4 protein-coding genes are annotated in these 20,187 nt (G+C 48.6%); 1 reads left to right on the top strand and 3 read right to left on the bottom strand.

Annotated elements, in window-relative coordinates:
- Positions 1–18: 18 nt before the first annotated feature.
- The 3 genes from AC1DFM_RS29460 to AC1DFM_RS29450 form a co-directional block, all read right to left on the bottom strand.
- The gene (locus AC1DFM_RS29460; protein WP_477080368.1) at positions 19–1,038 is read right to left on the bottom strand and encodes a PorP/SprF family type IX secretion system membrane protein; all 1,020 of its coding nucleotides are present in this window, start codon (positions 1,036–1,038) and stop codon (positions 19–21) included.
- Positions 1,039–1,071: 33 nt separating this feature from the next.
- The gene (locus tag AC1DFM_RS29455) at positions 1,072–14,358 is read right to left on the bottom strand and encodes a DUF7927 domain-containing protein (RefSeq protein ID WP_477080367.1); all 13,287 of its coding nucleotides are present in this window, start codon (positions 14,356–14,358) and stop codon (positions 1,072–1,074) included.
- Positions 14,359–14,730: 372 nt separating this feature from the next.
- Positions 14,731–16,836 carry an alpha-L-fucosidase gene (locus AC1DFM_RS29450; RefSeq protein WP_477080366.1) on the bottom strand — a complete coding sequence of 702 codons (2,106 nt, stop codon included), beginning with the start codon at positions 16,834–16,836 and terminating at the stop codon, positions 14,731–14,733.
- A gap of 437 nt (positions 16,837–17,273) precedes the next feature.
- Between AC1DFM_RS29450 and AC1DFM_RS29445 the strand changes: the two genes are divergently transcribed.
- Entirely contained in the window at positions 17,274–20,183 is a 2,910-nt protein-coding gene (locus AC1DFM_RS29445) for a SusC/RagA family TonB-linked outer membrane protein (RefSeq protein ID WP_477080365.1), read from the top strand.
- The last annotated feature ends 4 nt before the right edge of the window (positions 20,184–20,187 follow it).

The following is a 20,187-nucleotide window of genomic DNA, read 5'->3' as shown; positions in this document are numbered from 1 at the left end:
AGGATAGCCTGGCGATGATTAAAAATACCTTGGACTGATAATCCTGGCTTTCTTTCCAGGGAATAAAAAGCCAAGGGATATTTCATGCGATCCACTCTGGAAAGAGGCCATTTTATTGATGGTCAGATCATATGCATATCCTATTCTGAATTGTTGATTGATGTTGAATTGTACCAGTATACTGGCAGCATCCAGTTGTTCCAGGTCGCTTTCCAGTGCCGGTTTACTCCACAGCTTCACCCCTGTTCTGTATGAGCCACCTACCCACAGGCGGTCGGCCAGCAGGAACAAGGCGGTCAGGTCTACGTTCGTCGGACCTTTGAAATCTTCTTTCAGGAGAATAGACGGTTTGAATTTTACATTCTCTGAAAAGTCAAACATCATCCCGGCATTGACGTAGAGGTGTTGTGTTTTACGGATAGTTTTATACTGATACCCTTTCCAGTAATACCGGGAAGCATCTGTATACAGAGAGAAGAGATCCATTACAGAAGCGCCCACATAAAACTTTGAGGTGTAATAGTAAACACCGAAGCGGGCATCCGGCACCCAGGTAGAGGCCCTTCCCAAAGGAATGGAAGGATCATTCTCATCATTGTATTGCAGCGCTTTTCCATCAATGGCATATTGGGTAACGCCGGCGCCTACACCGAGACACAAGCGCTTATCACCATCTTCGTTTAGGGGTATACGGTAGGAATACATTCCATAAATGGAAGTAGCATCCTGCGGCCCCAGCTTATCATACATCACCTGCATCCCCAGCCCCACGCGGTTGTCCTTCGAGGCATTGAGGGCGCCATCTATCGATACGCCACCGGTTTGCGGGCCGCCGGGGAAGTTCACCCATTGCTTGCGATAGATCGCGTTGGCATAGAGATCTTCTTTATATCCTGCGTAAGCAGGATTCACGCTCAGCATATTAAAAATATACTGACTGAACTGTAAGTTTTGCTGTGCCTGCGTCAGCACCGGTTTCAATATACCTCCGGATAACGTTAACAGTAGCAACAACTTTGATTTCGCGCTTATGCTCATACTAAATTCCTTTAAAATTTCTATAGGTGATTATTATCKCAACAGCTCTATCCATCCTTTGTAATTTCTATCTCCCTGCGCTGTACGTAATTTTAGTATATAGTAGTAGGTACCTTCATTGAGTCCGTTACCATCCCACTTATTATCGTAGTTCTTATTCTGATATACCTGGTTACCCCAACGGTTGTAAATCATCAGTGTTGATCCCGGATAGCGATCCAGTCCTGGTATCACAAAATGATCGTTCTTACCATCGCCGTTTGGTGTCACTATATTCGGGATGAAGATATCATCACCATTCACCGGTTGTGTAATGGTAGCCGTGTTATCAGAGAGATCCAGATCCGTTTCATTACCCTTAATAGTAGCCGTGTTGCTGAGGGTACCGCCACTGATCAGTTTAGCCGTAAACGTGAGTGTTTCCTGTGTACCTGATACCATATCCGGCAGCTGCCAGGTGATGGTTTTGGTAATCGGATCAAAGGTGGCGAGTCCCTTGCTGGTAGTGATGCTTAATGGTTGTCCTACCATACTTTCCAGTACATCTTTCACCACTACACCGGTAGCTACATCTGGTCCGTTGTTGATGGCTGTTACTTCAAACTGCAGTACCTGATTTACACTCAATGGCTCTGGTGTAGTTTGCTTTTTCAGCACTTTCAGGTTAGCGTAACGGTCGGTGTTAATAGTTACGGTAGATGTATCAGGCGTACTTACATCCGGTGGGCCGGTAATCACCACGGTGTTTTGTACCTTGCCGGCCCCCACGATGGTGACGTTATAACTCCATACCACTGTTTCTCCGCCATTCACTGCACCGATATTCCATTGCAATACACGTTGTCTGCTATCGTAGGTAATGCTGCCTTTCGGTGGTGCGTTGTAAGTTGGGTCACTCACCAGGCTGGCTGCCGGCAGCTGGTCGGTGGTGATCACCGGATTCACTGCAGCGGTACCGGTATTGGTAGCTGTGATGGTATAGGTAAGCTGTTGACCTACACTATACGGGCCACTTGCCGGTGATATAGATTTCACCACTTTCAGCGCCGACTTACCTTCAATGGTAGTGACAACGGTACTGCTGGTATTATTGCTGCTGTCGAGATCCGGCAATCCGGTTGGTGTATTTACTACCGCCACATTGCTCAGTGTACCTGATGCCGGCGCGTTACCGGTAATTTGTAATACTACCTGTGCACCAACCGGGAACGTACCCAGTATAGCCGTGGCCGTATTACCGGTGATGTTGCTTTGGATATTGCCTGCGCCACCACTGGTGGTTTGTACGGTGATAGCAGTTTGTGTTAATCCGGCAGGTAATACATCTTTCACGGTGGCGCCATCTGCGGCTAATGGACCTGCGTTGTCAACGGTGAGCACATACGTTACTTTACCGCCTTCCACCACGGTAGCAGGACCGGTTTTACTGATCTTCAGGTCTGTATTTTTTTCTACCGGAACTATTACGATAGATGTATCCGGCGTAGTTACATCCGGTGGACCGGTGACCACCACGCTGTTTTGTATATTACCCACCCCTTTGATGGTTACCTGGTAGCTCCAGCTGGTGGTTTCTCCACCATTCAGAGCACCGATGTTCCATTGCAGGATACGTTGGGCAGCGTTGTAGTTGATGCTGCCTTTTGGCGGCGCGCTATAGGTTGGATCACTTACCAAGGTAGCGGCAGGCAGCTGATCGGTGGCTACCACCGGATCTGCCACAGCCGTACCCGTATTGGTAGCAGTGATGGTATACGTGAGTGTTTGTCCTACGTTATACGGACCTGTTGCCGGTGATACCGCTTTCACTATTTTCAGCGCTGATTTCGCCTGTACCGTTGTTACTACGGTGCTGCTGGTGTTGTTGCTGCTATCCTTATCAGGCAACCCGGCAGGAGTGTTTACTACCGCCACATTGCTGAGAGTACCAGGAGTGAGCGCCGTACCCGTAATTTGTAATACTACCTGTGCGCCAACCGGGAACGTACCCAGTGTAGCCGTGGCCGTATTACCGGTGATGCCGCTTTGAATGTTACCGGCGCCACCGCTGCTGGTTTGTACCGTGATAGCAGTTTGTGTTAATCCGGCAGGTAATACATCATTCACGGTTGCTCCGTCTGCCGCTAATGGGCCTGCGTTATCAACGGTGAGTACATACGTGACTTTACCGCCTTCAAACACTGTAGCAGTACCTGTTTTCGTAATCTTCAGGTCTGTATTTTTTTCTACCGGAACTATTACGATAGATGTATCTGGCGTACTTACATCTGGTGGACCGGTTACTACCACGCTGTTTTGTACATTACCTGRTCCTTTGATGGTTACCTGGTAGCTCCAGCTCACGGTTTCTCCACCATTCAGTGCGCCAATGTTCCATTGCAGGATGCGTTGAGTAGTGTTGTAGTTGATGCTGCCTTTTGGCGGTGCGTTGTATGTGGGGTCACTCACCAGTGTAGCTGCTGGTAGCTGATCATTCGTGACTACCGGATCTACCGGCGTAGTACCGGTATTGGTAGCTGTAATAGTGTAGGTAAGTACTTGTCCTATTACATAAGGACCGGTTGCCGGTGATACCGCTTTCACCACTTTCAGTGCGGCCTTAGGCTGTACGGTGGTCACTACGGTGCTGCTGGTGTTGTTGCTGCTATCTTTATCTGGTAATCCGGCTGGTGTGTTTACTACAGCCACATTGCTGAGTGTACCTGGTGTTGGCGCCGTACCSGTAATTTGTAATACTACCTGTGCACCTACCGGGAAGGTACCCAGTGTAGCCGTGGCCGTATTACCCGTGATGCTGCTTTGAACGTTACCTGCGCCGCCTGTACTGGATTGTACCGTGATAGCGGTTTGCGTCAATCCGGCAGGTAATACATCATTCACGGTAGCACCGTCTGCTGCTAATGGGCCTGCGTTATCAACGGTGAGTACATAAGTAACTTTACCTCCTTCAAACACAGTAGCAGTACCTGTTTTCGTAATCTTCAGGTCTGTATTTTTCGGTACCGGAATAATGATGACAGATGTATCCGGCGTACTTACATCCGGTGGACCGGTGATCACCACGCCGTTTTGAACACTGCCAGGTCCTTTGATGGTTACCTGATAGTTCCAGCTCAATGTTTCTCCGGCGTTGAGTAAGCCGATGTTCCATTGCAGGATGCGTTGGGTAGCATCATAGTTAATAGTACCTCTCGGAGGTGCGCTGTAAGTTGGATCACTCACCAGTGCAGCTGCTGGCAGCTGGTCGGTGGTGACTACCGGGTTTACTGCCTCCGTACCGTTATTAGTGGCGGTGATGGTATACGTGATGGTTTGTCCTACTTCATATGGACCGGTTGCAGGGGTTACCGTTTTCACTACTTTCAGCGCTGATTTTTCCTGCACAGTGGTGACAACAGCCGTGCTGGTGTTGTTGCTACTGTCTGTATCCGGCATACCGGTTGGCGTATTCACCACGGCCACATTGCTGAGTGTGCCTGGCGTTGCTGCGATGCCGGTAATTTGCAACACTACCTGTGCCCCTACCGGGAAGGTACCCAATGTAGCATTAGCGGTATTGCCATTAATACTGGTTTGGATATTGCCTGCGCCGCCGCTGCTGCTTTGTACGCTGATAGCTGCTTTGGTGAATCCGGCCGGTAACATATCAATTACAGTAGCGCCATTCGCATCGGAAGGTCCGTTCTGGTTATTGACAGTTAATACATAAGTCACCTGACTACCTTCATACACAGATGATGGCCCTGTTTTAGTGATGCTCAAATCTGCAGCGCTGCCAATTTTGCTGATTACTGGTGGCGATGGGAAGTCTTTTCCGCCCTGGTTGCTGATCACTGCGTGAGCGATGTTGGTTACATTTCCAGCTGGTGCATTTTGTGCTACCGTACCCTTCACCACAATCATAACACCGCTGGTATCAATGGCAGGTATATCGGCGGTTACTTTCACATTGTTACCGGTGCCGGTGGCGCCTGCGGAAATCACCGCTGTGCGTATCGGTGTAGCCGTCCACGTTACATTGGTCAGCACAGCAGGAATCAGATCCGTGATATCTACATTGGTAGCTTTGCTTGGACCCGGGTTGATGACATTGATCACATAAGTCGCTTCTTCTCCTCTGGTCATTACAGCCGGACCGGTTTTATTGATATTGAGCAGTGAGATAATATTCACGGTGGTGCTGGCGGTGGATTGCGCCGAAGCCGCACCTGGTTCTGAAGGTGTTGTCTTCGCCACGTTCACTATGGTACCGGTAGTAGCTGGTAATACCCTGCCCGTCACCGTAATCACAATAGCATTTGCATTGCCTGCGGCAATGTTTCCATGCAGATTAATATTATTACCGTTACCGGATGCGGCGCCGTTGATAGTAGCAACGCCCTCTACCACTGCCTGCCATTGTACATCAACAATAGATGCCGGCACTGTATCAGTGATAGCCAGGTTAATAGCATCGCTCTTTCCACTATTACCTACGGTGATGGTATAACTGATGGTTTGACCGGCTATCACGGTAGCAGGGCCTGATTTATTGATGTACAGTATTGGATTACCTGTTACTACGGTTTGTATAAGTTCAGAAGTATCCGGCAATGCGCCTGGTTCTGCCGGTGTAATAATTGCTTTGTTTTTCAGCGTATCACGGAAAGCCGGATCTACGGTACCATTTACCTGTACGGTGATGCTGTTGCCGGCTCCCGGAGGAATGCTGGCCAACAGATCCACCAGGTTACCGCTACCACTGGAAGTACCATTGATGGTAGCTTTACCGGCTGCGGTAGCTGTCCAGGTAACTTGTTTGATAGCGGTAGGCACGGCATCGTGTATGTCTGCATTGACGGCCACACTAGGACCGTTGTTGGTAGCAACAATCGTATAGCTGATATTTTCTCCGGATTGTAAAGTAGCGGGGCCGCTCTTCGTGATATTCACGGATGGCTGCAAGGTAACGTTGGTTTGTATTTCGCTGCTATCCGGTGTATTGCCTGGTTCAGATGGTATTACAATACCAGTATTGGTAATGGTGCCGGCAAAAGACGAATCTACTTTACCGGTTATCTGCACCAATATAGTGGCGCCTGCCGGCATATTGGCGGTTACCTGCACATGATTGCCGGTACCAGTGTTGCCGGCTATTACTGCGGCTCCGCCGGAAGTATTTTGTACACTCCATTGTACCTGGCTGATGGTAGCAGGCACCTGGTCGGTGATCTGCGTATTAATGGCATCACTGATACCATTGTTGGCCACCTGTAAAGTGTAGTGAATCATTTCACCTGCACGCAATGCGCCTGGTCCATTCTTGGTAATGTCCAGCATCGGGTGCTGCTCAATCGGGGTGACTACCGGCGGTGTTACCACAGGCGGATTAGTTGGGTCCGGAGGTGTAACCGTAGCGGCATTTTTGAGTGTGCCGCTGGCATTTGCTGATAGTGTACCCGTTACTGTTATAGTTACCAACGCGTTGCCGGTAGGTGGTATATCGGCGTTCACAGCCAATAATGAACCGCTGCCGGTGGCGCCGCTGCTCACCACTGCGCCGTTGCTGGTTTGAGTGGTCCATGTTGGTTGCAGGATGCGGGCATCGATGGTATCGGTCACCTGCATATTGCGGGCATATCCAGGACCGGTATTGCTTAAGGTGATAATGTAGGTTACTTTATCACCGGCGGTAATAGTAACCGGGCCGTCTTTACGGAGTTGCAATCCGGTTTCCCTGGTCACGATGGTGTTGACAGAATCGCTCACTGCAGGAATACCTGTACCGGTGACGTTTACTTTATTCAGGATGGTTCCGGCAAAGTCGTTGTTCACCGTACCTGTAACGGCAATGGTAACATTGTTACCCACACCGCCAGGAATGGTAGCGGTAGTACTGATGTTGTTACCGGTGCCGGAGAATGGTCCGGTAATACTAGCCGATCCATTCACCGCTGCCTGCCAGCTTACGTTGGTAACAGCTGCTGGTACCAGATCGGCGATATTAATGCCGGTGGCATCTGAAGGACCACTATTAGTAACAATGATGTTATAAGTGATCGCATTTCCACCTACCGCTTGTGATGGTCCGCTCTTGCGTACCTGCACACCGGTAGATACCCCCACAGTGGTGGTAACACTGCTGGTATTATTATCAGGATTGTAGTCGGTAATGCCATTGGCTACTACATTGGCGGTATTAGTGATCGCGCCGGCAGTAGCTGTACCACTCACGGTACCACGGACGGTAATGGTAATGAAATTAGCCGCGCCTGGTCCCAGTTGTGCAGGCAGGTTTATATTTCCACTACTATCTATTCTAGCACTGTCGAGTACAGATGCATCCCCATGGGCAATGGCAGTCCAGGTAACGTTATTGATGGCTGCAGGCAACACATCTGTAATGAGCAAGTTATTGGCGCGTTGCGGTCCTGCATTGAATATTTGCAGGGTATAGGTGATTAGCTCTCCTGCCAACACCTGTTGAGGGCCATTCTTAATGATGCTTACATCGAGCGAGCGATCTACTGAAGTGGTAACAGAACTTGTTTTATTAGCGCCCGCTGTTACGGTGGCGGTATTCGTAATGGTGTTACCAGCAGTGTTGTTCACTACCCCCTGGATCACTATCACGATGGTATTATTACCTACCGGAATATCGCCAGTAGTGCTGATGGTATTGGTGGTACCAGATGTTGCACCCGTAACGGTGGCCGCACCGGTAGCGGTGGCAGTCCAGGAACTAACCGTAACAGCAGCTGGTACGATATCGTCTATTTTGGCATTGGTGATATTGCCGGAGCCACCGTTGGTTACCACTATGCGATAAGTAATAGGGTCCAGTACATGGGTAATGGCCGGACCAGTTTTCGCAATTCTTACTATTGGATCATTGTCTATTACGGTAGACACAGTGCTGGTGTTATCTGCCAGGTTTGGATCAACAATAGTACTGCCAGGAGGGAAGCCTACCGTGGCCGTATTCTGCAAGGTAGCACCATTCACAAGGGCAGGTGATACAATACCATTTATTGTTACCAATAAGGTGCTGCCATCAGCAGGAATATCTGCAGTGAGATTAACATTACCGTTGCCTGATGCTGGTGTAATGTTCTGCACATTGCCAGTAGTGCTGGTAGTCCAGCTAGGATTAAGCAGTCCTGCCGGTAACGCATCCTGTACCCGTAAACCAATTGCATTGGATGGTCCCTGGTTGCGGATCAGCAAAGTATATTGTATTGGCTCACCCGCAGCTGCATCGGCAGGTGCGCTCTTCACGATACTCAGGTTAGCCTGTTTGTAGGTAGATGTTACTACGGTAGAAGTATCTCCCGTTGGCGTGATGGCCGGATCATTCAGTGCAATAGCGGTGTTGGTAATGGTAGCACCATTAAAGCCCGGATCTACCTGTCCGCTTACCGTAATATTAACTGCGGCCAAAGAAGTAGCAGGTATGTTGGCCTGTAACTGAATATTGCCGGTACCCGTATTACCGCTGGTGATCACCGCGCCATTTACACCGGTGGCTATCCAGGTAGCATTAATAACACCTGCAGGTATGGCATCTTTGATAGTTACGTTGGTGGCGTTGGAAGGACCGTTGTTGGATACGGCGATGGTATACTGAATAGGACTACCTGCCACCGCAGATGCTGGTCCGGATTTACGTACCTGTAATACTGCATTCCGGGTTACCTGCGTAGTAGCAGTAGAGGTAACGGCCGGATTACCAGGGATAGCAGCGTGTGCCCTGTTAATCAGCGCACCAGAGAAATTACCATCAATAGTGCCATTTACAAGTACATTGATATAATTGGTTTCGCCTGCCGGAATATTGGCAACAATACGGAGCAGATTACCTGTACCTCCGGCACCGGTAGTAATCACGGCGCCTCCGGCAGTAGTAGCTCCCCATGACGGGTTTTGTATAGTAGCTGGAATTGTATCTGCAATCACTACACCCATAGCATCACTAGGACCTGTATTGACCACTTTTATACCATAGTTGATCACTTCTCCTGCTCTGGCAGTAGAAGGACCAATTTTGGTAATCAACAAACTTGATTTCTGTTGGATCACTGTCACTACCGTATCAGAATTTACAGGTGGAATACCTGGTGCTGACGGGGTGGCTACTGCAAAGTTTTGAATACTACCTGCAGGAGTGGAAGAAGGAATGGTGGCAGTAATAGAAATGTTGACCACCCCTGTTTTAGCAGGAACATCTGCTTCCACAGACAGGGCATTGCCGGTACCGGTAGCTCCCGTATTAATAGTAGCCCCACCACTGGCCGTAGCTGTCCAGCTGATACCCTGCAACAATGCAGGCAGCTGATCCGTGATCACGGTATTCATGGAGTTGGATGGCCCCAGGTTGGTTACCCGCAGGTTATAGGTAATCATATCCCCTGCATGGGCGTTGGTTGGTCCGAGCTTAATTATTTTTACGTTCGGCTTTTGATTTACCGTTGTTACCACCACGTTAGAACTGCCTGGAGGTGTACCCGGTTCTGATGGTTGGTATACGGCAATGTTCGAGAAAGTACCGCTAAACGCAGGATCTACAGTTCCTTTCACAAAGATGAGGATACCACTATTACCTCCACCCGGAATATTGGCGGCGAGGTTTACATCGCTGCCACTGCCGGTGGCACCTCTTACCACGGTAGCAGTGCCGGAAGTAGCGGTAGTCCAGGTAACATTTTGCACCATTGCCGGGATGATATCATCAATCACCAGGTTTTGGGCATCAGAAGTACCAGTATTATTTACTGCAATAGTGTACACAATTTCCTCTCCTGCATTCAATGTTGCCGGCCCTGACTTGCTGATGGTCAGTACTGGTATCCTTCTTACTCTTACTGTTTTGACAGTCGCTACTGGTGGTACATTTTCTGACGGTGTAGCGGTAGCAATGTTATTAATGAATCCATCCAGGGAAGGATCTGTTTTACCTTTTACAATGATGGTCAGCATGTTGCCGCTGCCGGCAGGAATAGATCCGGTAAGACTTATATTATTACCGGTGCCGGAGCTGGCGCCACTGATGGTTGCTGCACCTGCGGCGGTAGCGTTCCAATGTACACCTGTCAATGAAGGTGGCACCACATCGGTAACAACGAGGTTTTGTGCATCGGAGTTACTCAGGTTAGTGACCTGAATGGTGAAAGTAAGGCTATCTCCAGCTACCATGAAGTCTACTGCCGTTTTGGAAATGGCCAGTTTAGGCAATCGGTTAACGGTGGTAATTTTCACCGCAGAATCGGCAGTACCTGTGCCTGGCGCAGGTGTGATCACCGCCTTGTTATTGATTTGTCCGGAGAAAGCTGGATCAATGGTGCCTTTTACGGTGATGTTAATATAGTTGGCAGTGCCTACACCAATGTCGCTGCTCAGGGAAATATTATTGCCTGTTCCTCCAGGTGTGCCATGGATCACCGCATTGCCATGCGCAGTGGCTGCCCACACTACATTATGCAGCGTAGCTGGTACTGCATCGGTGATTACCAGGTTCCGTGCTATACTTGGGCCATTATTAGTGGCTTTGAGGATATAAGTAATGGTGTTACCGGCGCTGGCCGTATCAGGACCAGATTTGGTAATAGATAGATTGGACTGCTGATTAATAGTGGTAACTACTTCATTGGAATTTACCGGTGGCATGTTTGGCTCTGAAGGTGTTACCTCTGCCGTGTTTTTGATCGGATTAACCGTAGCTGGTAAGATGGTACCGGTAATGATAACCCTGATGACAGATCCGGCATTCATGTCTGCTACTATATCCACACTATTCACACTACCAGTGACACCGGATTTAATAACAGCCGTTCCGCTTAACACCGTGGCATTCCAGGTTACATTTGTCAGGGAAGAAGGAATAATGTCGTTGATTTCCGTATTGGTGGAATTGGATGGACCTTCGTTTTCTACATCTACCGTATAGGTGATGGGTTCACCTGCTACTCCGGTAGCGGGTCCATTCTTGGTGATATTAAATTTCACCGCTTTCTTTACGGTAGCAATATCTTCATCCGTTACCGGTGGTACGCCTGGTTCAGCCGGTGTAGCAGTTACCCTGTTAAGGATAGTACCTGCATAATCAGGACTCACGGTACCACTAACCCTCACCAATATACGATTAGTAGCTCCCGCAGGTAAATTACCTGTTACCCGGATGGTATTACCCGTACCGGAAGCCCCGGCGGTAATGGTGGCCGCCCCTTGTGTAATCGTGGTCCAGGTAACATTCTGAATCATCGCCGGTACGGTATCTGTGAGTACTGTACCTACTGCATTACTAGGTCCATTATTTACGAGTGTAAGTAAGTAGTCAATACGTTGTCCTGCAATAGCAATGATAGAACTGGTTCTTTCTTTATTCACCAGCAATCCGGGTGAACTGATGATCAGCGTATTGGTAGTATTGGAATTTACGGGATTAGTAGCAGGTTCCGATGCGGTTACCGTTGCTATATTCGTGATAGTACCAGTGGCCGCTGCGTCAACGGTACCAGTAACGGTAATATATACTTTACCGGTATCCGCTACTCCACCGGGCATGTTAGCTACCACGCGGATGTTGTTGCCTGTACCGGTAGCGCCACCTGTAATCACCACTCCGCCGGTAGCAGATGCGGTCCAGCTTACGTTGGTGAGTTTGGAGGAAATGGCGTCTGTAATAACGGCGCCCACAGCATCACCCAGGCCGGTGTTATCCACCGCAATACTGAACTGAATTTGTTCACCTGCCACTGCAGTAGCAGGCGCCTTTTTCTCTGCGGAGAAAAATGGGCGGCGCAGTACTGGTATCGTCACCGTGCTGCTGATGCCCGCAGGGTCGGCTATATCCGGAGAAGTAGCAACAGCGGTGTTGCTTAGATCTCCTTCAAAAGAGGATTTAATATCTCCTTCAATAGTAATGATCACAGAGCTGGCTGCCGGAATGGTGGCAGTCAGATCTATCTGGGTATTATTAGACGAATTGGTTATTATGTGCGCAGTACCAGAAGTAGTAAAAGTAATATTAGTTGCTACAAAATCCGCCGGGATGGCATCTTTTACGGTAACAGTATTGGCATCACTTGGTCCTCCGTTAGACACTACTATGCGGTATACCAGGTCTTGTCCGGCCAGGTAAGGCCCGGAGTTAACCACGGTTTTATTAATCTGAAGACTGGATTGATGTGTATAGGTGATTACTACCTCGTCTGTAGAAGGCGGACAATTACCGTTGGTAATAGTCCAGGCCAGCGTAGCAGTTGTGTTGGGCGCAATGGTAACAATAGTGTGTGGATCAGTTGGATTGTCGATAGTAGCGGTACCACTTACTACGGTCCATTTACCCGTGCCTACGGCCGGTGTATTGGCGGCCATCGTGAAGACGCCGGAATTGAACTGTTGCTGATCAGGACCGGCATTGGCAACCGTAGGTGCCTGATCAATAATTACCTGTACCCTGCTGTTGGTAGGTAAGCAGGTGCCATTGGCGATTCTCCAGTTAAATATATAGGTACCGGGTACCAGACCACTTATGGTAGTTGCAGGATCATTGGCATTGGCAAATACAGCAGTATTAGGTCCATTGATCTGCGACCATGTACCTGTACCGTTAACGGCTATATTACCACCGAGTTTAGCACTGGTAACAGCGCATAACTCCTGGTTGGGGCCAGCGGATGCCACGGTGGAAGGAGCATCCACTACTAACGTAAAAGGATAGGACTCCGAGTTACATTGGGTAGTATTATTGGTAAATCTGATGGCAAAATGATAGGTACCTGCTGGCACATTACCCGGAATGGCAATGCTGAGTGGCGAACCTGACAGGTTATTATTGCTCACGGCAACAAAGCCCGGCATATCTGAAGTCACCACACTGAATCTGTCTGCAGCGCCGGAAGTAATGGTATAAGGAACCGACATTACTACAGCGCCCTGGCACACATTGGCTACGGCGCCCAGTGTAGCCGTAATATTAGGATTTACGTTTACCACGAATGGACGGGACACACCGTCCCCCTGACAACCATTCACGGTGGCCGTTACACGATAATAGCGGGTAGCGGTGAGCGCGCCGGTATTCAGTGTAGCCGTTGTTTGACCAGCTACTACCGTCCAGCCGCTGGTACCGTTGGCACTGGTTTCCCATTGATAAGTAAACCCGGTAGTAGGTGTACCTGTACCGGCTTTAGGGGTAACTACCGCGGATAGTTGGGTAGCGGTATTATAACAAACGGGGTGCTGACCGGTAATGGTGACCGTATAGTCAATAACTTTTAATTCTATAGGAGTGGAAACAACGCGGCAATTAAGATTATTGATTTCCGCACTGCCACCTGCCGCCACTACGCGGTATTCAAATCCGGCCTGCGCATTGGCAACCGGAAAGACATGCTGGTTATTCGCCCCGTTATTGATGATACCACCTTCATTGTTCCAGTCGGTGGTACCCAATGGACGCTTCTGTAACTGGAAATAGTAGTTAGAATAACTACCGGCGGGTAAACTTACACTCAAACTGGTATTTCCTCCGGCGCAAACCACACCGGGCGCCTGTAAAAAGCTGATAGGCGGACCACAGGCAGCAAAGGCGATATCATCCAGTGCAAGGTCATTACCATTGCTGCTGGGCGTATTACTGAAAATCCGCAGGATAACAGCGCTGGTGGTAGACGGCATCTGGAATACGCCTGCCTGGCGCACCCAGGTACCCGGACCCTGATAAGGCACCGTTCCGGTAGACACAGAAGTAATTGGTGTGCCGTTAGGGTTATTGGCATCCAGGATATCGAACCGCAAACTGGGCTGTGACACGCCGTTTTGCGGATTTATATTCATGACCCAGGCGGAGAATTCAAACGTAGTACCCGCACAAAGGCCCGTAATGGTTCTTTGATAAAATTGTCCGGGCCTGGCTTCCGCATCCACTACCATACAGTAACCGGTACCATCTGTAGAAGTATGATCCGGGCGGTCAACGAAATAAATATTGTTATATCCCCGGGTAGTATTACTGATGGTGTATTGGCCGGGATATGGGCCGGTAGGGCGGCCGCCCACACCGGGACTGTAATAAGTGTAAGTAGTTAGACCGGCGGGTAAAGGACCTCCCAATGTGGGTTTTGCAGCAGAAGGCGCCTGTCCGAAAGTTTCCTTAAACACCGGGTCACCTAGTGAACCGGTACATTGTTGGGCGCTGGCGGGAATAACTGACAAAGAAAGAAAAAAAAACGCCCACGCACAAAGCAACCACGCATAATTTCTATGTATAGCCCAGCCCGTAGCAGCCAGCTGCCGTTGCCATTTCGAAGTAAATGAAGATACGGTAAACTTATTGACCATAAGGTTCACAATTTGGAGGGTATGGTGCAAGCGAAAACGGTTTCACGCATTTGATACTGCGGGGATCAACCAGCATTACTGACAATCAGACAAAAAGAATTCCTTACGTGCCAGACTACACGCAGTTTCCCTTAGAAATTTCGCTGCAAAAAATTATTACATTCTCAATTGGAATCAACAGATACTATCGTCTCTACATACATCCACCTCAACAACAGTATCTTTTTGGAATTATCAACAATAAAGAAAGCAGAAAGTTTAATAAAATAAGAGAAAGCATAAAAGAGGATTCCTATCTACCTAAAACAAAAAAAAACGGGGTTTAATACATTATCTGTATTAAACCCCGTTCCCAGGTATTATATAATTATTTTAACGGGTAATAATTCCAAGCTCAGCCACAGCCACACCATCTCCTTCATTGATGTGTAACGCAGAGAATTTAAAATATCGCGCTTTCATCGGATGATCCAGGATCACCAGTTGTTGCACCGGGTTGGCTTCAATATTATGGAAATCGCCGGCGCGGGCCTTTTCCCAGTTATGACCATCCTGGCTGATATAAAAGGCATATTTACCAATGAGGCCTTCGTCTTTTTTGTCCTGCCGGGGCAGATAGGTAAAGGCTTTGATTACATGTGTTTCGCCCATATCGATCGCTACATCCACCGGAATTTTCCCTGCCAGTTCGGGTGTCAGCGTATTCCAGTCGGTATGTTCATTTTCATCAATGACGTTATCCGCATGACTGTTGGCTGGTGCTTCGATCACCTTCCAACCTTTTTTGCCGATACCATAAATCTGGGTTTTGATATCGCCCATCAATGACTTGCCGGCGCTTCTGGCTTTAATGGTACCACCATCCGCAAAGCTAAAGGGGTGCTTATACACCAGTGATTTCAGGGTAGGTTCGCTGCCATCCAGCGTATAATAAATCGGCTCCGTAGATTGTTCGGGTAAGATGGTAACCATGCCGGATTTTTCCCTTGTTATCAATGGCGCTTTGATATGAGGCGGTTCTTTGTAAAGTGCGATATCGCTCACAGTGATGCTAACGGGTGCATATACACGTACCCGGATTTTATCTGTTGTAACATTTTTTTCCAGGCGTATTAACCGGTTGGCGCCGATGCTGGTAGCGCCTCCGATGGCCGCCCAGGCACCATTACGCATGATATCTACTCCTACGGAGTCAATGCGCTGACCCAATTTGATGTTTTCGCGAATGCGGATAATGTTGAATGTTTTAGCACCGTGCAGGTCCAGGGTTAAGCTGGCCGATGTCACGTTGTCGTCGGTAGCCCAATAGGAATAACGATCTGCGTCCAGCACCTGTTGAGGGCCGTATTCAGCATTGTTGTTTCCTCTTACATTGCTGGCGGTAACGGAGGCATTCTTCGCCAGGTTTACAGCGAAGGTTTTGCGCAGCAGATCGCCCAGTCCTTTCAGGGCAGCCACATCGATATCGTTGAGGAGGCCTCGTTGGTCAGGAGATAATCCCAGGTCCAGCGAAGCGCCGCGGCCTACGGTTTCAAAGTAGAGGTCCAGCAATTCGGAGGAGGTTCTTACCTGGGGATTTTGGGAGGTATGATAAAACCATCCTGGCCGCATCGCCACATCACATTCTGCCGGCAGCCAATATTTACCGTTACGGGTACCTTCAATACCCAGCTCAGATTTCACATAGCCGTTGGCGGGGCGTTTGCCTTCCTCCGGCGATTCCGGGGTATAGGTGGCCCAGCAGGTGGCACTGGTTTTCCCGTCTTCATTACCCAGCCAGCGGCTACCCGGACCTACATCACCGAAAATAACGGCATCGGGCTGCATGGTGCGGGTTATATTCCAGGTAGAGTCCCAGTCGTAGTAAGTGGTGCGGTCAATGCTGCGGGTTTCATTGGCACCTCCATAGTATCCGCTGCCACCATTGGCGCCATCGTGCCAGGAGGTGAACAGGGGGCCGTAATTGCTGTATAGCTCTTTGAGCTGGCGACGATAAATATCCAGGTAGGCAGGTGTACCATAGGCAGCGTTGTTCCGGTCCCACGGGGAGCAATATACGCCCAGTTTCATGCCCAGTTGCTCACAAGCCAGCTGGTATTCTTTCACGATATCTCCTTTTCCGCCTTTCCATTTGCTCTGGGAGATATTGTGGGTAGTGGTTTTGGTAGGCCACAGGCATAATCCGTCGTGGTGTTTGGCCACTACAATCACGCCTTTAAATCCGCCTGCTTTGGCAGCGCCTACAATCTGGCGGGCATCGAATTGCACGGGATTCACGAGGTTGGGATCTTCATCACCATATCCCCATTCATGGTCGAGGTAGGTGTTAGCACCGAAATGGATCAGGCAATACATTTCCATTTCATGCCATTTTAATTGAGCGGCAGTAGGCAGCACGCCATAGGGCTTTGGCGCTGACTGGCCGAAAAGGTTGGCTGATAGGACCAGCAACCCTGCGAAAAGACCTGTTTTTTTCATTGTAGCAAACTGTTTTAAGATGGGTCATATTGACCTTACCGGCAGCACCATTTATGGAGCGGCCGGTAAGATAAGGTACTGCAGCCTTTTACCAACCGTTATTTTGCGGCAACAGGTTCGGATTCAATTGCAGCTCCTGTGTTGGCGGTGGGTACAGATACATTTTATCTTTCCATGTTCTGGCCATAATACTCGTGTACAGGCGGATATAGTTGTTGGTTCGTTAAGTCCCCTCCTCATTTCAGTCTCCATTTTTCTCATTCTGATCACTAAAAAAAGCAGTTCGCCCGGAGGGGTGTAACGGGTAAAAAGTTGCGTGCTACATTTATGCTCAAAGCCCCTGGACAAAGGAATGATCGACCAATGCCATGCCATTTATACAACAATATCAACAACCTCAATCGTCTACCTGAAATGTCAAAATAAGTTTTATGTTTATGAGAAAACTACTAGCATTGCTATGTACCCTGTACCTGTTGCTGCCACTCTTTTCGCAAGGGCAAAACACCTACACAGGCAGGATCACAGACGCCAAAGGAGCGCCGCTACCAGGCGCCAGTGTCATGATACAGCATTCCCGGAAAGGAACTGTCACAAATGCCGACGGGCAATTTAGTATTGCCGGGCCCTCTGATCTGGTACTCGTTGTTAATTTTACCGGGTACAAAACCAAAACGTTTAAGGCAGGCGCCACACCGGTTACGGTAGCACTGGAAGAGGACGTAGCGCGCCTCGATGAAATTGTGGTAACAGGTTTGGCCACGACGGTTAAACGAAGAAATGCCGCCAATGCGGTGGCAGTAGTATCCGCCCAGGAGTTGTCAGGCACCGCGCCGGCGCAGACTTTTGACGCGGCGCTGAGTGGCAAAATTACCGGCGCCAATATAGTGGCCAACTCCGGCGCACCGGGTGGTGGTATTTCTGTGAAGCTGCGGGGAGTATCTTCTGTGTATGGCACCACAGAGCCACTGTATGTGATTGATGGTGTGATTGTCAGCAACCGAAGCACCTCTGCGGGGCTGAATGCCGTTACCGGTGCACTGGGTGGCGGGTCACCTGTTTCCACACAGGATAATGCCACTTCCAGGATTGCAGATATTAATCCCGCCGACATTGAAAATGTAGAAATCCTGAAAGGGGCTTCTGCCTCGGCGATTTATGGATCACAAGCATCTGCCGGCGTGGTGATCATCACCACCAAAAGAGGCCGGGCAGGTAAAACAAAGGTCAGCATTTCACAGGACTACGGCTTTGTTACCGCCGCACATCTGCTGGGAATGAAAATATTGGATACCGCACAGGTACGTCAACGCAAATGGGATGTAAACGCCTATGAAACCGCACGGAAAAATGGCAAATTATACAACTATGAAAAAGAAATGTATGGCAACCGCGGCGCCACCAGGAATACCAGCATCAATGTAAGCGGAGGATCAGAAAAAACCACGTTCCTGTTTTCCGCCGGCATGAAAAAAGAAGATGGTATCATCAAACGCACTGGTTATTCCAATAATAGCTTGCGACTGAATATCAATCATCGCGCAAACGACAGAGTTAATCTGGGTTTTACTGCTAACTATATCAATTCTTCTTCCGACAGAGGGTTAACCAACAATGACAACCAGAGTGTATCTGTGGGGATTAATCTGCCTTTTATTCTTCCCTATGATGACCTACACCCCAATGCCAATGGCATTTACCCAGATCCTTATAATGGTGCTAACCCGTTGCAAACTATTGCGCTGATGACTAATAATGAGAAGATAAACCGGGTGATTACCGGGGTAAATGCAGATGTTATCTTACAGGAATCCCCCCACTCTGTTACCAAAGGTATTGTGCGGGCAGGCGTGGATTTCTATCATCAAAAAACACAGGCATTGTTTCCTCCTATTCTCTTTTTTGAAGTGGCGAGGGGAACAGGCGGACATAATGTACAGAGCAATTCCAGCGATCTGAATACTAACTGGTCAGCATTCCTGGTAAATACGCTTACGCCCAACCAGTCCATGACGTTTACGGCTACTGCAGGATTAACCCATGAATATGGTTCATTTGATCAGCTGATCAATGTGGCCACAAACCTGATTGGCGGACAATCCAGTGAATCAGAATCCGCTTCCGTAAAGGCCACACAAACCCGTTACCTTTTCCGTAATGATGGCATTTTTTTACAGGAAGAAATAGCGCTTAAAGATTACCTGAATTTCACTGCGGGCGTACGGTTCGATAAATCCACCAATAACGGGGATTACAAAAAATATAATATTTATCCTAAAGCCAATGCATCCTGGAACCTCACCCGGATGGCCGGTTGGGAAAGCTCCATACTCAACGACCTGAAACTGCGTATAGCCTATGGCGAAAGTAGCGGGTTCCCATCTTTCAACAGTCGCTTTACGATGTTGCCTGTGAATAACATTGGCGGACTTCCCGGCTCTCTCATTAATCTCACTATGGGCGACGCTAACATCAAATCTGAGCGACAAACAGAATTAGAAGGTGGAGTAGACGTGAGTTTTCTGCATGGGCGGGTTAGTCTGGAGGCTACCTTCTATAATAAAATGATCAAAGATCTGCTGATGAGGGCTCGTGTACCCGGTTCTACCGGGTTTGCCACCCGGTGGATCAATGGTGCTGATCTCCGTAACAGAGGTATAGAACTGGGGTTAAGAGTGATCCCGATAAGTACTGGCACAATACACTGGAGCTCCAACCTTAATTTCTGGATGAATCGTTCCAAAGTATTAAAGCTGAATGTTCCTGCTTTTGATCAGGGCAACGGATTTGGCACCGCTTATGGTACCAGCTATATAGAAGAAGGACAATCCATTACTCAACTGAAAGCCGTAGATGACCACGACAATCTACTTACATATGGAGACATGGAGCCTAAGTTCCAGCTGAGTTTTTTCAATGAAGTTTCCTTCCTGAAAGATTTTAGTCTTCGTTTTCTGCTCCATTGGAAAAAAGGTAATTCCAATGTCAACTTAACTCAAAACATCTTCGATGCTGGTAAAACCTCCTACGACTGGGACGATAAAGATGAAAAGGGTGAGCCCATGGGACTGGTACGCCAGGATCATCCATGGATGTATGTGCAGGATGCCAGCTATATCCGGCTTCGTGAAATTGGCCTGTACTACCGGATAAGGATACAATCTGTTTTTAAGCCGGTGAGAAACCTGCAGATAGGTATTTCTGCCAACAACTACTTTACCTGKACTCCCTACAAAGGATACGATCCGGAAGTTTCCAACTTCGGTAGTGGTTTCGGATCAGGGATAGACGTAGCGCCTTTTCCATCTTCCAAACGTCTGCAGTTTCATTTATTACTTGATTTCTAAAAAA

The sequence above is a fragment of the Chitinophaga sp. 05T412 genome (assembly GCF_056396465.1).
This window is presented reverse-complemented; position numbering and strand designations above follow the sequence as displayed.

What these genes read in the sequence shown, in the direction of transcription:
- AC1DFM_RS29460 (WP_477080368.1), bottom strand. Translation starts at nt 1,038, where the DNA reads ATGAGCATAAGCGCGAAATCAAAGTTGTTGCTACTGTTAACGTTATCC.
- AC1DFM_RS29450 (WP_477080366.1), bottom strand. Translation starts at nt 16,836, where the DNA reads ATGAAAAAAACAGGTCTTTTCGCAGGGTTGCTGGTCCTATCAGCCAAC.